Here is a 16,500-nt window from a genome sequence, read left to right as displayed (position 1 = left end):
CCGGAGGTTCGAACAGCCCCCTCCGGGTAAGGAGGAGCAGGGGCAGTGGAGTCCTGAGTCGATTTGTGATGTTGGGGGCGTGTGCGCCTGCCCTCCGATGATGAATACTCGGTGTTCTCGACATCCGGATGGGCGCGGGTTGGAGGGGATCGGACCGTTGAACAGCATCCCGGCGTGGAAAGCGTCGAGCGACAGCGGCCACGTCGTCGTGCCCGGGCAGCCAAGCGGTCCGAGTCTCCGGGCGGCCACGGCCACCGCCGACTGGGGTGACTACGACAAGTCCGGCACGATCTACGACTACATCCGGGTCGCCACCTTCGCGATCGGCCCGGACGGCCGGATCACCCAGTGGAGCGCCCGCGCGGCCGAGTTCTTCGGCGTCCCCGCCGCGGAGGCGGTCGGTACCGACCCGGTGACCACCTTCGTCCCGCGCGAGCTCTGGCAGCGCGGCCGGGCCCGGCTGGAGAGCATCCTCGCGGGCGAGGAGTGGGTGGGCACCGCCCCGTACCGGGACGCCACCGGCACCGAGGGCCTGGCCGAGCTGTACGTGATGCCGGACAGCGGCACCCCGGGCGCCACCTGCCTGGCCGTCGACCTCGGCCGGCTGCGCCGGATCGAGACCGACCTGGCCGCCTCCGAGGCGGTCTTCGGGCAGACCCCGACCGGCTTCTTCCTCTTCGACCCCGAACTGCGCCTGCAACGGGTGAACCAGGCGTTCGCCTCCGCCGTCGGCCTGCCCACCCACGAACTGCCCGGGCTGAACCCGTACGACCTGTTCCTCCCCGGCGAGGCGGACCGGCTGCTGGTCGCGCTGCGCAAGGTGCTCGCGGGCGGCGGTCCGGTGCTCGACCTGCGGTTCACCGGCGCGGTCCCGCGTACCGCCACCGTGCCGGCCAGGGACGGCGGCCGCCGCTGGGCGATCTCGCTGTACCGGCTGAACAGCGCGAACGGCCGCCCGATGGGCGTGGCCGGCCAGGTGCTCGACGTGACGAGCCGTCATGTCGCCGAGCGCGAGGCGGCCGGGGTCCGGCGCAGCCTCGCCCTGCTCAACGAGGCCAGCACCCACATCGGCTCCACCCTGGACCTGGAGACCACGGCCAAGGAGCTGCTGGACGTGATCGTCCCGCAGTTCTGCGACCTGGCCAGCGTCGACCTCTACACCGCCCTGCTGTCCGGCGAGTCGGGGCCGGTCTCCGGCCAGAGCGGCGCTGCCGACGGCAGCGGCGAGCTGCGCCGGGTGGCCGTCTCCAGCGTGGTCGGCGGCGCCTCCAGCGTGCTCGGCGCCGAGGGTGCCGTCCCGGTCGCCGAGGCCGGCGGCTCGCTCTGTTACCCCCGCCGCTCCCCGCACGCCCGCGCGCTGCGCACCGGCCGCAGCGTGGTCCCCCAGCCGGGGCCCGACCCGCTGCTGCGTTCCACCCTCGTGGTCCCGCTGGTCGCCCGCGACCAGGTGCTCGGCCTGGTCCAGCTCTCCCGTGCGATCGGCAGCGAACCTTTCGACGCCCGGGACGTGGCGATCGCCGAGGAACTGGTGGCCCGCGCCGCCGTCTGCGTCGACAACGCCCGGCTCTACCGCCGCGAGCACGAGCGCGCGCTGATCCTCCAGCGCAGCCTGCTCCCCCCGGGCAACCCGGCCGCCACCGGCCTGGAGATCGCCCGCCGCTACCTGCCCAGCAACAACAACACCGAGGTCGGCGGCGACTGGTTCGACGTGATCCCGCTGCCCGGCAGCCGCACCGCGCTGGTGATCGGCGACGTGATGGGCCGCGGTCTGCGTGCCGCCGTCGCGATGGGGCAACTCCGCACGGCCGTACGCACCCTGGCCCTGCTCGAACTCGACCCGGCCGAGGTGCTCACCGCCCTCGACGAGATCGCCCGCGGCCTCGGCGGCGACACCACGGCCCCCGGCGAGGAGGCCGAGGTCTACCTCGCCACCTGCGTCTACGCCGTCTACGACGCGGTCAAGCAGCGCTGCGTCTTCGCCAACGCGGGCCACCTGCCACCCGTCCTGCTCAGCCCGGGCGAACCGGCCCGGATGCTCGAAGTCCCGCCCGGCCTCCCGCTCGGCGTCGGCGGCGAGCCCTTCGAGGAGGTCACCGTCACTCTGCCGGACGGCGCGGTGCTCGGCCTCTACACCGACGGCCTGGTGGAGTCCCGCAAGCACCAGCTGGACGAAGGCCTGCGCGCCTTCCGCACCGCCCTCAACGGCGGCTCCCGCGAGCTGGAGAGCCTCTGCGACGAGGTCCTGCACGAGCTGATCCCGCACCACGGCGAGGACGACATCGCCCTCCTGATGGCCAAGGTCCAGCCCCTCCCCGAGGACGCCGTCGGCGACTGGAAGCTCCCCTCCGAACCCACCTCGGTCAGCAAGGCCCGCGACCTCGCCTGCTCCTGGCTGCTGGTCCGCGGCCTGGACGAGCTGGTCGACACCACCGAGCTGCTGGTCAGCGAACTGGTCACGAACGCCCTCCGGCACGGCCGCGGCGACATCCGGCTACGACTGCTCAGGGACCGGACGGTGGTCTGCGAGGTCTGGGACGACGGCTACGCCCAGCCCCGCCAACGCCGCGCCCAGGAGACCGACGAAGGCGGCCGCGGCCTCCAGCTGGTCAGCCTCCTCGCCGAACGCTGGGGCAGCCGCCGCACCCCCAACGGCAAGATCGTCTGGTTCGAGCTCACCCTCTGAGGGCTGTCCGACAGCGCCGAACGGGTGCTTCCGGGAACGCTCACGCCGTGTCAGCCCCGAGCAGGTGTCGGTTGCCGCTTCACTCGGTGGATGCGTGCCCGCAAGCTTCTCGCCGTCGCCGTCCTGACCGTGCTGCTGGCCGGATGTTCCGAGGACCCGGCGTCCCGGCCGGCCGCGTCGGACGTCACCACCGTGGCCCGTGACCAGGTGCGGGACGGTGGGACGCTGCGGTGGGCGGTGGAGACCGTCCCGGCGACCCTGAACGTGTTCCAGCCCGAGGCCACCGCCGACTCGGAGCTGCTCGCCGAGGCCCTGCTGCCGCACCTGTTCCGGCTGGACGACCACGCCCGGGCCACCGCCGACCCGGACTACCTGGCCGCCGCCGAGTCCACCCCGGCCGGGCAGACCCCGCAGACCGTCACCTACCGCCTCAACCCGAAGGCGGTCTGGTCCGACGGCACCCCGATCACCGCCGCCGACTTCACCGCCCAGTGGCACGCCCTCGGCGAGGGCGCCGACCCGGCCTACCGCAGCGACCACCCGGCGGGGTACGCCGCGATCTCCGCCGTCACCCAGGGCGCGGACGCCCACGAGGTCAAGGTCACCTTCAAGCAGCCGTACGCCGGGTGGCGGACGCTGTTCAGCCCGCTCTACCCGGCCGCCGCCACCGCGACCCCGGCCGCGTTCAACCAGCCGCTGACCAACGCCCCCTCGGCCGGCCCGTTCACCGTGAAGACGTACGACCGGGACGGCGGCAAGGCGACCGTGGTCCGCAACCCGCTCTGGTGGGGCGACCCGGCCAAGGCGGAGGCCATCGACTTCGTGGCGACCCCGGCCGCCAAGCGGCTGGACGCCCTGGACCAAGGCGCGCTGGACATCGCCGCACTCACCGACAGCGTCGACCACGCCACCCCGGCCGATCCGAAGACCAGCGCCGCCCCGCCGGACGCGGCCGCCCTCGCCGAGGCGTCGGCCCAGGCGCTGCGCCGGGCGGAGGCGCTGCCGGGCCTGAAGCTCTACCGGGCCGCCGCCCCGTCCTTCGCGCAGCTCACCCTGAACGGCACCCGCGGTCCGCTGGCCGACCCCGCCGTCCGCCGGGCGGTGGCCCGCGCGGTCGACCGACAGCGGATCGCCGACGCCGCCGTCACCCCGCTCGGACTGGCCGCCGTGCCGCTCGGGCACCACCTGCTGATGGCGGGTCAGGACGGCTACCAGGACAACAGCAGCGCCATCGGCACCACCTCCGCCGCCGAACTGCTCGACCGGGCCGGCTGGCACACCGGCGGCGCCGCCAGGACGAAGGACGGCAAGGAGCTGGCGCTCGGCCTGCTGATCCCGGAGGGCTCCGCCTCCGCCCGCCGGGTGGCCGACGCACTGACCGCCGAACTGGCCGCAGCGGGCATCACGCTGCGCCCGCAGGCCGTACCGGCGGAGAGCTTCCTGCGCGACCACCTGGCCACCGGTGAGTACGACCTGGCCCTGTTCTCCTGGCCGGCCACCTCGGACCCGGCCGGGGCGAGCGCCCGCTACAGCAAGCCCCGTCCCGGGCCGGACGGTCTGCCGGTGGTGGGCCGGAACTACGCCAGGACCGGTAGCGAGGAGATCGACCAGCTGCTCGCCGCGGCGGGGGCCGAGCTCGACCCGGCGGCGCGGCAGGCCGTGCTGCAGAAGGCCGACGCGCGGATCTGGCAGCTGGCCCACTCCGTCCCGCTCTACCAGCGCCCCGACCTGGTGGCGGTCCGTACCGGGGTGGTGAACGTGGGCGCCTTCGGCTTCGCCACGCCGCGCTTCCAGGACCTCGGTCTGCGCCGGAGCTGACGGCCCGGTAGGGGGCGCTGACCCGTCCGGCCTGCCCGTTTCGGTGCCGCTGGGTGGTTCCACGTACCATAGGAGGAAGCCGTGGCATGTCGTGCCCGGCGGGTGGACCGGTAGTAGCAGGCGGAACGGGCGGCAGCGATCAACAGGATCGCCAGTCACCCGCGGCGAAGACGCTGATCAACGCTGAACGCAGCCGGGCGCCGTAACCCACGATCCGGGAGATTCCGCTCAGCATGCCCACGCGCAGTGACATCCGTAACGTTGCCATCGTCGCCCACGTCGACCACGGCAAGACGACCCTGGTCGACGCCATGCTGAAGCAGGCCGGCGCCTTCGCCGCCCACCAGCACCTCGATGACCGGATGATGGACTCCAACGACCTGGAGCGTGAGAAGGGCATCACCATTCTCGCGAAGAACACGGCAGTGAAGTACCACCCCAAGGAGGGTGGCGCGCCGATCACCATCAACATCATCGACACTCCCGGCCACGCCGACTTCGGTGGCGAGGTGGAGCGCGGTCTCTCCATGGTCGACGCCGTCGTGCTGCTGGTCGACGCCTCCGAGGGTCCGCTGCCGCAGACCCGCTTCGTGCTCCGCAAGGCGCTGACCGCCAAGCTTCCGGTCATCCTCTGCATCAACAAGACGGACCGCCCGGACTCCCGGATCGACGAGGTCATCAACGAGACCTACGACCTCTTCCTGGACCTGGACGCGACCGAGGACCAGATCGAGTTCCCGATCGTCTACGCCTGTGCGCGTGACGGCGTGGCTTCGATGACCAAGCCGGAGAACGGCACCGTCCCGGCCGACAGCGACTCGCTCGAGCCGTTCTTCTCCACCATCCTGGAGCACGTCCCGGCGCCGGTCTACGACGACGCCGCCCCGCTCCAGGCCCACGTCACCAACCTGGACGCCGACAACTTCCTCGGCCGCATCGCGCTCTGCCGCGTCGAGCAGGGCGAGCTGCGCAAGGGCCAGCAGGTCGCGTGGATCAAGCGTGACGGCAGCATCCAGAACGTCAAGATCACCGAGCTGCTGATGACCGAGGCGCTCACCCGCAAGCCGGCCGAGGTGGCCGGTCCCGGCGACATCTGCGCCGTCGCGGGCATCCCGGACATCATGATCGGCGAGACCCTGGCCGACCCGGAGAACCCGATCGCGCTGCCGCTGATCACGGTCGACGAGCCGGCCATCTCGATGGTCATCGGCACCAACACCTCGCCGCTGGTCGGCAAGGGCGGCAAGGGCCACAAGGTCACCGCCCGCATGGTGAAGGACCGCCTGGACCGCGAGCTGATCGGTAACGTCTCGCTCCGCGTGCTGCCGACCGAGCGTCCGGACGCCTGGGAGGTCCAGGGCCGTGGTGAGCTCGCGCTCGCCATCCTGGTCGAGACCATGCGCCGGGAGCTGTTCGAGCTCACCGTCGGCAAGCCGCAGGTGGTCACCAAGGTCATCAACGGCAAGGTGCACGAGCCGGTCGAGCGGATGACCATCGACAGCCCCGAGGAGTACCTCGGCGCCATCACCCAGCTGATGGCGACCCGCAAGGGCCGCATGGAGACCATGACGAACCACGGCTCCGGCTGGGTCCGCATGGAGTTCATCGTCCCGTCGCGCGGCCTGATCGGCTTCCGGACCCAGTTCCTCACGGACACCCGTGGCACCGGTATCGCGCACTCCATCTTCGAGGGCCACGAGCCGTGGTTCGGCGAGCTCCGGATGCGCAACAACGGTTCGCTGGTGGCCGACCGCGCGGGCGTCGTGACGCCGTTCGCGATGATGGGCATCCAGGAGCGCGGCACGCTCTTCGTGGAGCCCACCACCGAGGTGTACGAGGGCATGATCGTCGGCGAGAACTCGCGCCAGGACGACATGGACATCAACATCACCAAGGAAAAGAAGCTCACCAACATGCGTGCGGCTTCCTCCGACACCACCGAGAACCTGGTGCCGCCGCGCAAGCTCTCACTGGAGCAGAGCCTCGAGTTCTGCCGCGAGGACGAGTGCATCGAGGTGACCCCGGAGACCGTGCGCATCCGCAAGGTCGTCCTGGACGCCAAGGAGCGTGGCCGTACGGCCTCGCGCGCCAAGAAGAACTGACCCACCCGCTCCACCGGCCCGGCCGGGCACTCCTCCTCGGAGTGCCCGGCCGGGCTTTTTCGTGACGCTGTGCTGTCAACGCGCGTAGCGGGGGTGAATTGACGGTGTTCGGTAATCGGACGTGACGAGCTGTCATTCATGACAACTGTCCGTTTAGTACCTGTCTGGGTATGTCTGCTATGTCCGATTTCTAAAACCAAGTGACCTTTCATGTGACCAAAATGAGATCAGTAATGGCCTGGTTCGTATCCGAGCGTGACGGATAGTGGGTTCAGTCGAGCTCGGGTCAAAGGTCTGCGCAGGGGTGCGCGCCGAACCTGAGCGAGGAAAGCACCGTCTGACCCACGGCGATGACGCCGGTCAGCCCCCGCGGTGCACTCCACGTTCGCAACAGGAAATTCAGGAGGCACACCCATGCGCGGTGCCAGCCAGGCCAAGTGGGTCGTCGCAGCAGTCGCGGTCGCCCTTGCGGCCACCGCCTGCGGTAGCGGTTCGTCGTCCAGCTCGGGCGGAGCGGCCAACGCGGCCGGGACGTTCAGCTACCAGAGCACCGAGCCGCAGAACCCGCTGCAGCCGGCCAACGCCATGGAGGTCGGTGGCGGTCGCATCATCAAGACCCTGTTCAAGGGTCTGGTGGACTACGACCCCGCCAACGGCCAGCTGCGCAACCAGGTCGCCGACAAGATCGAGACCACCGACGCGCAGAACTACACCGTCACCCTGAAGTCGGGCTGGACCTTCCACGACGGCACCCCGGTGACCGCCGCGTCCTTCGTGGACGCGTGGAACTGGGCCGCCAACGTCAAGAACAACCAGATCAACTCCGACTGGTTCTCCGACATCGCGGGCTACGACGCGGTCCACCCGGACAAGGGCGAGCCGACCGCGGACAAGATGTCCGGCCTGAAGGTCGTTGACGACACCCACTTCACCATCGGCCTGACCGGCCCGGTCTCGTACTTCCAGTACAAGCTCGGCTACACGGCCTTCTCGCCGCTGCCGAAGGCGTTCTTCACCGACCCGGCGGCCTACGGCCAGAAGCCGGTCGGCAACGGCCCCTACAAGTTCGTCTCGTGGGAGCACAACCAGGCCATCACCGTGGCCTCCTACGACAAGTACGCGGGGACGGACAAGCCGAAGAACGGCGGCATCGTCTTCAAGAACTACGCGCAGGCCGACGCCGCCTACAAGGACCTGGTCTCCGACAACCTGGACGTGCTCGACCAGGTCGACCCGAGCGACCTGGCCTCGTACAAGAACGACCTCGGTGACCGTGCGGTCGACCAGGCCCAGGGCGCCATCCAGAACATCTCGTTCGCGATGTACCAGGACGGCTGGAAGGGCGTCGACAAGGCGAAGGTCCGTCAGGGCCTCTCCATGGCGATCGACCGCGACACCATCACCAAGACGGTGCTGAACGGCTCGCGCCAGGCCGCCGACAGCTGGGTCGCCCCGGGCGCCATGGGCTACAAGGCCGGCACCTGCGGCGACGCCTGCAAGTACGACCCGGCCAAGGCCAAGCAGCTGGTGACCGAGGGCGGCGGCGTCCCGAACAACAAGCTGACCATCACGTACAACGCCGACGGCGGCCACAAGGAGTGGGTGGACGCGGTCTGCAACTCCATCCGCCAGGCCACCGGCGTGGAGTGCGTCGGTGACGCGAAGCCGGACTTCAAGACCGCGCGCGACATCATCAAGAAGAAGCAGGTCCCGAGCATGATGCGGACCGGCTGGGTGCAGGACTACCCCCTGAACGCCAACTTCCTGCGTGACGTCTACGGCACCGGTGCCGCGGCCAACGACGCCGGCTACTCCAGCGCCGAGTTCGACAAGTTCGCCGCCGAGGCGGACAAGGCGACCACGGTCGAGAAGACCGCCGAGCTGTACCAGCAGGCCGAGGCCCAGCTGGCCAAGGACATGCCGGCCATCCCGCTCTGGTACTACAAGACCACCGCGGGCTACTCGAAGAACGTCCAGAACGTGAAGTACGACTCCTTCGGCGACCCGGTCTTCACCCAGGTCGAGGTCAAGCAGAAGTAACCAGGCCAGCACCGCGCGGCTTGAAGCGACACGGCCGGTGCCCACTCCGCCTCACGAAGGCGGTCCGGCACCGGCCGTTGTCATGAGAACCCTCTGAATCGGGATGACGGCCCGTCAGAGCATCAATTGGAGGCATGATGGGGCGCTTTGTCGCGAGGCGACTGCTCCAAATGATCCCGGTCTTCTTCGGAACCACCGCGCTGATCTTCTTCATGGTCCGCGTACTCCCGGGAGACCCGGTCGCCGCGATGTGGGGCGACAAGGCGCCGGACCCGGCCCAGCTCGCTGCGCTGACGCACCAGATGGGTCTCGACAAGCCGCTGCTCCAGCAGTACCTGCAGTACATGGGTGACCTGTTCACCGGCGACTTCGGCCGGACCATGGCGGGTCGTCAGGTCATCGACGTGATCGGCGAGGCCCTCCCCGTCACCGTCCGGCTGGCGCTGATGGCCTTCGCCATCGAGATCGTCTTTGGCGTCGGGATCGGCCTGCTGGCCGGCCTCAAGCGCGGGAAGTTCGCCGACAAGGGGACCCTGGTCTTCACCCTGATCCTGATCTCGATCCCGGTGCCGGTGCTCGGCTACCTGTTCCAGACGCTCTTCGCGGACCAGCTCAAGTGGGTCACGCCGACCGTCCAGGACTCGATGAACCTGGGTCAGCTGCTGCTCCCCGCCGTGGTGCTGGGCTCGCTCTCGCTGGCGTATGTGGCCCGGCTGAGCCGCACCTCGATCGTGGAGAACATCCGCGCCGACTACATCCGCACCGCGGTGGCCAAGGGCCTGCCGCGCCGCCGGATCATCGGCACCCACCTGCTGCGCAACTCGATGATCCCGGTCGTGACCTTCCTCGGCACCGACCTCGGTGCCCTGATGGGCGGCGCGATCGTCACCGAGGGCATCTTCAACGTCAAGGGCGTCGGCAACGCGCTGTTCCGCGCGATCGGCCAGAAGGAGGGCTCCACGGTCGTCGGCTTCGTGGTCGTCCTGGTCATCGTCTACCTCGTCGCCAGCCTGATCGTCGACCTGCTCTACGCGGTCCTGGACCCGAGGATTCGGTATGCCTGACCTGATCGAGAAGAAGACCACCGCCAAGATCCCGGGGCAGAGCGGCAGTCCGGCCCCGGCGCCGAAGCCGGAGAAGGCCCGTAGCCTCGGCTCGGACGCCTGGGAGGAGCTGCGCCGCCGCCCGATCTTCCTGATCTCGGCCGGGCTCATCCTGGTGCTGATCGTGATGACCGTGGCTCCCGGCCTGTTCACCTCGGTGGACCCGCGCGCCGGTGACCTGCGCAACCACTTCCTGACGCCGCCGAACTACGGCCACCTGTTCCAGGCGGACTGGTTCGGCTACGACGGCCAGGGCCGGTCGATCTACTCCCGCGTGGTGCACGGCGCCCGGGCCTCGATCATCGTCGGCATCTGCGTGACCGCTGCGGTGACGCTGACCGGTGGCTTCGTCGGCATGCTGGCCGGGTACTTCGGCGGGTGGATCGACACCGTGCTGTCCCGGCTGACCGACATCTTCTTCGGCATCCCGCTGCTGCTCGGCTGCCTGGTGGTGCTGAACGCCTTCACCGAGCGCACCGTCTGGTCGGTGGTCTTCGCACTCACCGCGCTCGGCTGGACCCAGATGGCCCGCGTGATGCGCGGATCGGTGATCACCGTCAAGCAGGCCGACTACGTGACCGCCGCCAAGGCGCTCGGCGCCGGTACCGGCCGGATCATGCTCAAGCACATCCTGCCGAACGCGATCGCCCCGGTGATCGTGGTGGCCACCATCGCGTTGGGCGGCTACATCGCCACCGAGGCGACCCTGAGCTTCCTCGGCATCGGTCTCCAGGACCCGACCATCTCCTGGGGCATCGACATCAACTCGGCCCAGAAGTCGATCCGTACCGCCCCGTTCGTGCTGTTCTTCCCGGCCGGAATGCTCAGCCTCACGGTGCTGGCCTTCATCATGATGGGCGACGCCGTGCGTGACGCCCTCGACCCGAAGCTGCGCTGAGAGGCGGTAGGCACCATGACCACTGTGATCGAGAAGGCTCAGGCGGCCGACCGCCTGACCCCGGGCACTCCGCTCCTCGAAGTCCGGGACCTGCACGTCGAGTTCAAGACCAAGGACGGCATCGCCAAGGCCGTCAACGGCGTCAACTACAGCGTCAGCGCGGGCGAGACCCTGGCCGTGCTCGGCGAGTCGGGCTCCGGCAAGTCCGTCACCGCCCAGACCATCATGGGCATCCTGGACATGCCGCCGGGCCGGATCACCTCCGGGGAGATCCTGTTCCGCGGCCAGGACATGCTCAAGATGACCGACGAGCAGCGCCGGCAGATCCGCGGCCGCAAGATCGCGATGATCTTCCAGGACGCGCTGTCCTCGCTCAACCCGGTGCTGAGCGTGGGCTACCAGCTCGGCGAGATGTTCCGGGTGCACGAGGGCGCCTCCCGCAAGGAGGCCAAGGCGAAGGCCATCGAGCTGATGGACCGGGTCCGGATCCCGGCCGCCAAGCAGCGAGTCGGCGACTACCCGCACCAGTTCTCCGGCGGTATGCGTCAGCGGATCATGATCGCGATGGCGCTGGCCCTGGAGCCGGACCTGATCATCGCGGACGAGCCCACCACCGCCCTGGACGTCACCGTCCAGGCCCAGGTGATGGACCTGCTGGCGGAGCTCCAGGCCGAGTACCACATGGGCCTGATCCTGATCACCCACGACCTCGGCGTGGTCGCCGACGTCGCGGACAAGATCGCGGTGATGTACGCCGGCCGGATCGTCGAGACCGCCCCGGTGCACGAGCTGTACGCCAACCCGGCGCACCCGTACACCGAAGGCCTGCTCCGGTCGATCCCGCGCCTGGACCAGAAGGGCCAGGAGCTCTACGCGATCCAGGGCCTGCCGCCCAACCTGCTGAAGGTGCCCGCCGGTTGCGCCTTCAACCCGCGCTGCGACCGGGCCACCGACCTGTGCCGCAGTGAGATCCCCGCGCTGCACCAGGTGCTCGACCGGGACGGCGCCGAGCTCGCCGGCCGGAAGAGCGCCTGCCACCTCTGGAAGGAGACCCTCCATGGCTGAGCCCATCCTGGAGGTCAAGGACCTGGTCAAGCACTACCCGCTCAGCCAGGGCGTCCTCTTCAAGAAGCAGGTCGGCGCGGTCAAGGCGGTCGACGGCATCTCCTTCGAACTGATGCAGGGTGAGACCCTCGGCATCGTCGGCGAGTCGGGCTGTGGCAAGTCCACCCTGGCGAAGGTGCTGATGAACCTGGAGCGGGCGACCGCCGGCCAGGTGCTCTACAAGGGCGAGGACATCTCCAAGCTCTCGGGCGCCGCGCTGAAGGCCGTCCGTCGCAACATCCAGATGGTCTTCCAGGACCCGTACACCTCGTTGAACCCCCGGATGACGGTGGGCGACATCATCGGCGAGCCGTACGAGATCCACCCCGAGGTGGCGCCGAAGGGCGACCGCCGGAAGGCCGTGCAGGACCTGCTGGACGTGGTCGGGCTCAACCCGGAGTACATCAACCGGTACCCGCACCAGTTCTCCGGTGGTCAGCGTCAGCGGATCGGCATCGCGCGGGGTCTGGCCCTCAAGCCGGAGATCATCATCTGCGACGAGCCGGTCTCCGCGCTGGACGTCTCGGTGCAGGCGCAGGTGATCAACCTGCTGGAGCAGCTGCAGGGGGAGTTCAACCTCTCCTACATGTTCATCGCGCACGACCTCTCGATCGTCCGGCACATCTCCGACCGGGTCGGCGTCATGTACCTCGGCAAGATGGTCGAGATCGGCACGGACGAGGAGATCTACGAGCACGCCACGCACCCGTACACGCAGGCGCTGCTCTCCGCCGTGCCGGTGCCCGACCCGACCGCGCGGGCGAACCGGGACCGGATCGTGCTGGTGGGTGACATCCCGTCACCGGCCAACCCGCCGAGCGGCTGCCGCTTCCGCACCCGGTGCTGGAAGGCGGAGGAGCGCTGCTCGACCGAGCTGCCGCTGCTCGCGGTGCCGTCGCTGGACGGCCCGGCGGCGCACGAGTCGGCCTGCCACTTCGCGGCGGAGCGTGTCCTCAGCACGGTCTGACGCCTGCTCAGTCTGACGGCCCCACAGCTTCGGCTGTGGGGCCGTCGGCGTTGTGGCCTCCACCCATCCGGCGGTACCACGGTCGCGTCGTCGGTTCCGAGCGCTTCGAATGGGGTGTGATGCGTCACAGACCTTCTGAGGAGGAGCCCTCCATGCCCGCAGCCACCCGAACCCGCTGGGCCGTTATCGGTGCGACATCCGTGGCCCTGGTGGCCACCGGATGCGGAAGCAGCGGGAACAGCGGCGGTTCGTCCGACGCCGGCAAGTCCTTCAGTTACCAGAGCAGCGAGCCGCAGAACCCGTTGCAGCCGGCGAACGCCAACGAGACCGGCGGCGGCCGGATCGTACAGAACCTGTTCAAGGGGCTGGCCGACTACGACCCGAGCAGTGGCAAGCTCCGGATGCAGGTGGCCGAGAAGATCGACACCACCGACTCGCAGACCTTCAACGTGACGCTGAAGTCCGGCTGGACCTTCCACGACGGCACCCCGGTCAAGGCGAAGAACTTCGTGGACGCCTGGAACTGGGGCGCGAGTACCGCGAACAGCCAGATCAACAGCTCCTGGTTCTCCGACATCCAGGGCTACGCCGACGTGCACCCGAAGAGCGGCACGGCGGCCCAGAAGACCATGTCGGGCCTGACCGTGGTGGACGACACCCACTTCACCATCAAGCTCACCGGCAAGGTGTCGTACTTCCCGTACAAGCTCGGGTACATCGCCTTCTCGCCACTGCCGGACGGGTTCTACGCGGACCCGACCGGGTACGGCCAGAAGCCGGTCGGCAACGGCCCGTACCAGTTCGTCAGCTGGGACCACAACTCACAGGTCGTCACCAAGGCCTACCCGAACTACCAGGGCGTGGACAAGCCGAAGAACGGCGGTGTGGTGTTCAAGATGTACACCACCGCCGAGGCCGCCTACGCGGACCTCCAGTCCAACAACCTGGACGTGATGGACCAGGTGCCGCCGTCGGCGCTGGCCAACTACAAGAACGACCTGGGTGACCGGGCGATCGACTCCCCGCAGGGTGCCATCCAGAACATCGGCTTCACGCTCTACCAGGGCGACTGGGCCGGGGCGAACAAGGCCAAGGTCCGGCAGGGCCTGTCGATGGCGATCGACCGCGACACCATCACCAAGACGGTGCTCCAGGGCTCCCGCAAGCCCGCCAGCGCGTGGGTGGCCGAGGGTGTCGAGGGCTACAAGGCCGGCACCTGCGGCGACTTCTGCACCTTCAACGCCGACAAGGCCAAGCAGCTGATCACCGAGGGCGGCGGCGTCCCGAACAACAAGCTGACCATCACGTACAACGCCGACGGCGGCCACAAGGAGTGGGTGGACGCGGTCTGCAACTCGATCCGCCAGGCGACCGGTGTGGAGTGCGTCGGTGACCCGAAGACCGACTTCAAGACCGCCCGGGCGGCGATCACCGGCCACACCATCAACGGCGCGTTCCGCACCGGCTGGGTGCAGGACTACCCGCTGAACGCCAACTTCCTGTCGGACGTCTACAAGACCGGTGCGGCCTCGAACGACTTCGGTTACAGCAGCCCGCAGTTCGACCAGCTGGCCAACACGGCCGACCAGGCCGACTCGATCCAGGCCTCGGCCACCGGCTACCAGTCGGCGGAGGCGGTGCTCGCGCAGGACTTCCCGGCGATCCCGCTCTGGTACTACCGGACCAACTCCGGCTACTCCACCAAGGTGCAGAACGTGAAGTTCGACTCCTTCGGCAACCCGGCCTGGACCCAGGTCGAGGTCAAGGGCTGACCCTGATCCGCGTCGGCCCCGCCCTCCCATGCGGAGGGCGGGGCCCGGCCACCAAGTCATCCCCTCGGAAGGAGGTTCAATGGGCCACTACGTCATGCGGCGCGTGCTGCAGATGATCCCGGTCTTCTTCGGCGCCACGTTCCTGATCTTCGTGATGGTGTACGGCCTGCCGGGCGACCCGATCGCGGCGATGTTCGGGGACAAGGCCGCCGACCCGGCGACCGTCGCGAACCTGCGGCACCAGTACCACCTCGACGAGCCCTGGTGGAAGCAGTACCTGATCTACATGGGCAACGTCTTCCAGCTGGACTTCGGCACCAGCTTCACCGGCCGTCCGGTCTCGGAGATCATGGCGGACGCCTTCCCCGTGACCATCCGGCTCGCCCTGGTCGCCTTCTTCTTCGAGATCGTGATCGGCCTGCCGCTCGGCCTGCTGGCCGGCCTCAAGCGGGGCTCCTTCGGCGACACGAGCGTGCTGATCATCACCCTGATCGTGATCTCCATCCCGGTCTTCGTGCTCGGCTACATCGCCCAGACCGTCTTCGCGATCGATCTCGGCTGGGTCACCGCCACGGTTCAGGACTCCACCGACATCCTCCAACTGCTCCTGCCAGGGCTGGTGCTGGCCTCGCTCTCCCTCGCGTACGTGGCCCGGCTCACCCGGACCTCGATCGGCGAGAACCTCCGGGCCGACTACCTGCGCACCGCGGTGGCCAAGGGGCTGCCCCGGCGCACCATCATCGGCCGGCACCTGCTGCGCAACTCGCTCATCCCGGTGGTCACCTTCCTGGGCACCGACCTGGGCGCGCTGATGGGCGGGGCGATCGTCACGGAGGGCATCTTCAACATCGCGGGCGTCGGCAACATCCTCTACAAGGCGATCCGGACCAAGGAGGGTCCGACCGTGGTCGGCATCGTCACCGTCCTGGTGATCGTCTACCTGGTCGCCAGCCTCGTCGTGGACCTGCTGTACGCCGTCCTGGACCCGAGGATCCGCTATGCCTAGCACCGACCTCCCCGACGACCACGACCCGCTGCGGCGGATCCCGCCGACGGACAGCGACCACCTGGACTACGTGGGCCAGCAGGGCCTGGCGGTTGAGCAGGACACCTTAATCGAACCGGACCCCGCCAAGCGTGAAGCGGCCCGCAGCCTCTGGGGCGACGCCTGGCGGGACCTGCGGCGGCGGCCGATCTTCATCATCTCGGCGCTGCTGATCGTGCTGCTGCTGCTGATGGCCATCTGGCCCGGCCTGTTCACCGACACGAACCCGCGCCAGGCCGACCTGGCGAAGAACTACCTCAGGGAGCCGGACTGGGCCGACGTGTTCGGGGCCGGCTGGTTCGGCTACGACGGCCAGGGCCGGTCGATCTACGCCCGGGTGATCTACGGTGCCCGGGCCTCGATCACCGTCGGCATCTGCGTCACCCTCGCGGTCACCCTGCTCGGTGGTCTGACCGGCATGGTCGCCGGGTACTTCGGCGGCTGGACGGACGCGGTGATCTCCCGGATCATCGATATCTTCTTCGGCATCCCGCTGCTGCTCGGCGCTCTGGTGCTGCTGAACGCCTTCGCCACCCGCACGGTCTGGTCCGTGGTGATCGCGCTGGCCGTGCTCGGCTGGACCCAGCTGGCCCGCGTGATGCGTGGCTCGGTGCTGACGGTCAAACAGGCCGACTACGTGGTGGCCGGCCGCGCCCTCGGCGCCGGAACGGGGCGACTGATGCTCCGTCACATCCTGCCCAACGCGGTCGCCCCGGTGATCGTGGTCGCCACCATCGCGCTCGGCGGCTACATCACGGCCGAGGCGACGCTGAGCTTCCTCGGCATCGGCCTGCAGGACCCGACCATCTCCTGGGGCGTGGACATCTCCTCGGCCCAGAAGGTGATCCGCACGGCTCCGTTCGCGCTCTTCTTCCCGGCCGCCGCGCTCTCCCTGACCGTGCTGGCCTTCATCATGATGGGCGACGCCGTGCGTGACGCCCTCGACCCGAAGCTGCGCTGAGAGGAAG

Annotated in this window: 11 protein-coding genes; all 11 read left to right on the top strand. The window is 69.1% G+C overall.

Annotated elements, in window-relative coordinates; translation table 11 throughout:
• The first annotated feature begins 100 nt into the window (after positions 1-100).
• The 11 genes from ACKUU6_RS12930 (at position 101) to ACKUU6_RS12880 (ending at position 16,493) form a co-directional block, all read left to right on the top strand.
• On the top strand, positions 101-2,683 hold the full coding sequence (locus ACKUU6_RS12930) for a SpoIIE family protein phosphatase (RefSeq protein WP_407988651.1): 2,583 nt from the start codon (positions 101-103) through the stop codon (positions 2,681-2,683).
• Positions 2,684-2,773: 90 nt separating this feature from the next.
• Positions 2,774-4,501 carry an ABC transporter family substrate-binding protein gene (locus tag ACKUU6_RS12925; protein ID WP_407988650.1) on the top strand — a complete coding sequence of 576 codons (1,728 nt, stop codon included), beginning with the start codon at positions 2,774-2,776 and terminating at the stop codon, positions 4,499-4,501.
• Positions 4,502-4,734: 233 nt separating this feature from the next.
• On the top strand, positions 4,735-6,603 hold the full coding sequence (gene typA / locus ACKUU6_RS12920) for a translational GTPase TypA (protein ID WP_407988649.1): 1,869 nt from the start codon (positions 4,735-4,737) through the stop codon (positions 6,601-6,603).
• Positions 6,604-7,017: 414 nt separating this feature from the next.
• Entirely contained in the window at positions 7,018-8,643 is a 1,626-nt protein-coding gene (locus ACKUU6_RS12915) for a peptide ABC transporter substrate-binding protein (RefSeq protein WP_407988648.1), read from the top strand.
• A 137-nt stretch (positions 8,644-8,780) separates the two neighbouring features.
• Positions 8,781-9,707 (top strand): ABC transporter permease, encoded by a 927-nt coding sequence (locus ACKUU6_RS12910; protein WP_407988647.1) that lies wholly within the window; start codon positions 8,781-8,783, stop codon positions 9,705-9,707.
• Positions 9,700-10,644 (top strand): ABC transporter permease, encoded by a 945-nt coding sequence (locus ACKUU6_RS12905; protein ID WP_407988646.1) that lies wholly within the window; start codon positions 9,700-9,702, stop codon positions 10,642-10,644. Before ACKUU6_RS12910 ends, ACKUU6_RS12905 begins: the two co-directional genes overlap by 8 nt.
• A 15-nt stretch (positions 10,645-10,659) precedes the next feature.
• Complete coding sequence (locus ACKUU6_RS12900; protein ID WP_407988645.1) at positions 10,660-11,709, top strand: ABC transporter ATP-binding protein; 1,050 nt, start codon at positions 10,660-10,662, stop codon at positions 11,707-11,709.
• On the top strand, positions 11,702-12,715 hold the full coding sequence (locus ACKUU6_RS12895) for an ABC transporter ATP-binding protein (protein ID WP_407988644.1): 1,014 nt from the start codon (positions 11,702-11,704) through the stop codon (positions 12,713-12,715). Before ACKUU6_RS12900 ends, ACKUU6_RS12895 begins: the two co-directional genes overlap by 8 nt.
• 152 nt (positions 12,716-12,867) lie before the next feature.
• Positions 12,868-14,487: a peptide ABC transporter substrate-binding protein gene (locus ACKUU6_RS12890; RefSeq protein ID WP_407988643.1), complete on the top strand. Its 1,620-nt coding sequence runs from the start codon at positions 12,868-12,870 to the stop codon at positions 14,485-14,487.
• A gap of 79 nt (positions 14,488-14,566) precedes the next feature.
• Positions 14,567-15,493: an ABC transporter permease gene (locus tag ACKUU6_RS12885; RefSeq protein WP_407988642.1), complete on the top strand. Its 927-nt coding sequence runs from the start codon at positions 14,567-14,569 to the stop codon at positions 15,491-15,493.
• Positions 15,486-16,493, top strand: a complete 1,008-nt coding sequence (locus tag ACKUU6_RS12880) for an ABC transporter permease (RefSeq protein ID WP_407988641.1) — start codon at positions 15,486-15,488, stop codon at positions 16,491-16,493. The genes ACKUU6_RS12885 and ACKUU6_RS12880 overlap by 8 nt, the downstream gene beginning before the upstream one ends.
• The last annotated feature ends 7 nt before the right edge of the window (positions 16,494-16,500 follow it).

Origin of the sequence: Kitasatospora sp. CMC57 (genome assembly GCF_045866025.2) — a bacterium.
GTDB lineage: Bacteria > Actinomycetota > Actinomycetes > Streptomycetales > Streptomycetaceae > Kitasatospora.
Note: the sequence above shows the minus strand (reverse complement) of the source record. Positions and strands in the feature narration are given on the sequence as shown.

Bases quoted from the DNA above. Each gene is read 5' to 3' on its own strand.
- ACKUU6_RS12905 (WP_407988646.1), top strand. From the start codon at position 9,700: ATGCCTGACCTGATCGAGAAGAAGACCACCGCCAAGATCCCGGGGCAG.
- ACKUU6_RS12930 (WP_407988651.1), top strand. From the start codon at position 101: ATGAATACTCGGTGTTCTCGACATCCGGATGGGCGCGGGTTGGAGGGG.
- typA (WP_407988649.1), top strand. From the start codon at position 4,735: ATGCCCACGCGCAGTGACATCCGTAACGTTGCCATCGTCGCCCACGTC.
- ACKUU6_RS12880 (WP_407988641.1), top strand. From the start codon at position 15,486: ATGCCTAGCACCGACCTCCCCGACGACCACGACCCGCTGCGGCGGATC.
- ACKUU6_RS12925 (WP_407988650.1), top strand. From the start codon at position 2,774: ATGCGTGCCCGCAAGCTTCTCGCCGTCGCCGTCCTGACCGTGCTGCTG.
- ACKUU6_RS12900 (WP_407988645.1), top strand. From the start codon at position 10,660: ATGACCACTGTGATCGAGAAGGCTCAGGCGGCCGACCGCCTGACCCCG.
- ACKUU6_RS12885 (WP_407988642.1), top strand. From the start codon at position 14,567: ATGGGCCACTACGTCATGCGGCGCGTGCTGCAGATGATCCCGGTCTTC.
- ACKUU6_RS12915 (WP_407988648.1), top strand. From the start codon at position 7,018: ATGCGCGGTGCCAGCCAGGCCAAGTGGGTCGTCGCAGCAGTCGCGGTC.
- ACKUU6_RS12895 (WP_407988644.1), top strand. From the start codon at position 11,702: ATGGCTGAGCCCATCCTGGAGGTCAAGGACCTGGTCAAGCACTACCCG.
- ACKUU6_RS12910 (WP_407988647.1), top strand. From the start codon at position 8,781: ATGGGGCGCTTTGTCGCGAGGCGACTGCTCCAAATGATCCCGGTCTTC.
- ACKUU6_RS12890 (WP_407988643.1), top strand. From the start codon at position 12,868: ATGCCCGCAGCCACCCGAACCCGCTGGGCCGTTATCGGTGCGACATCC.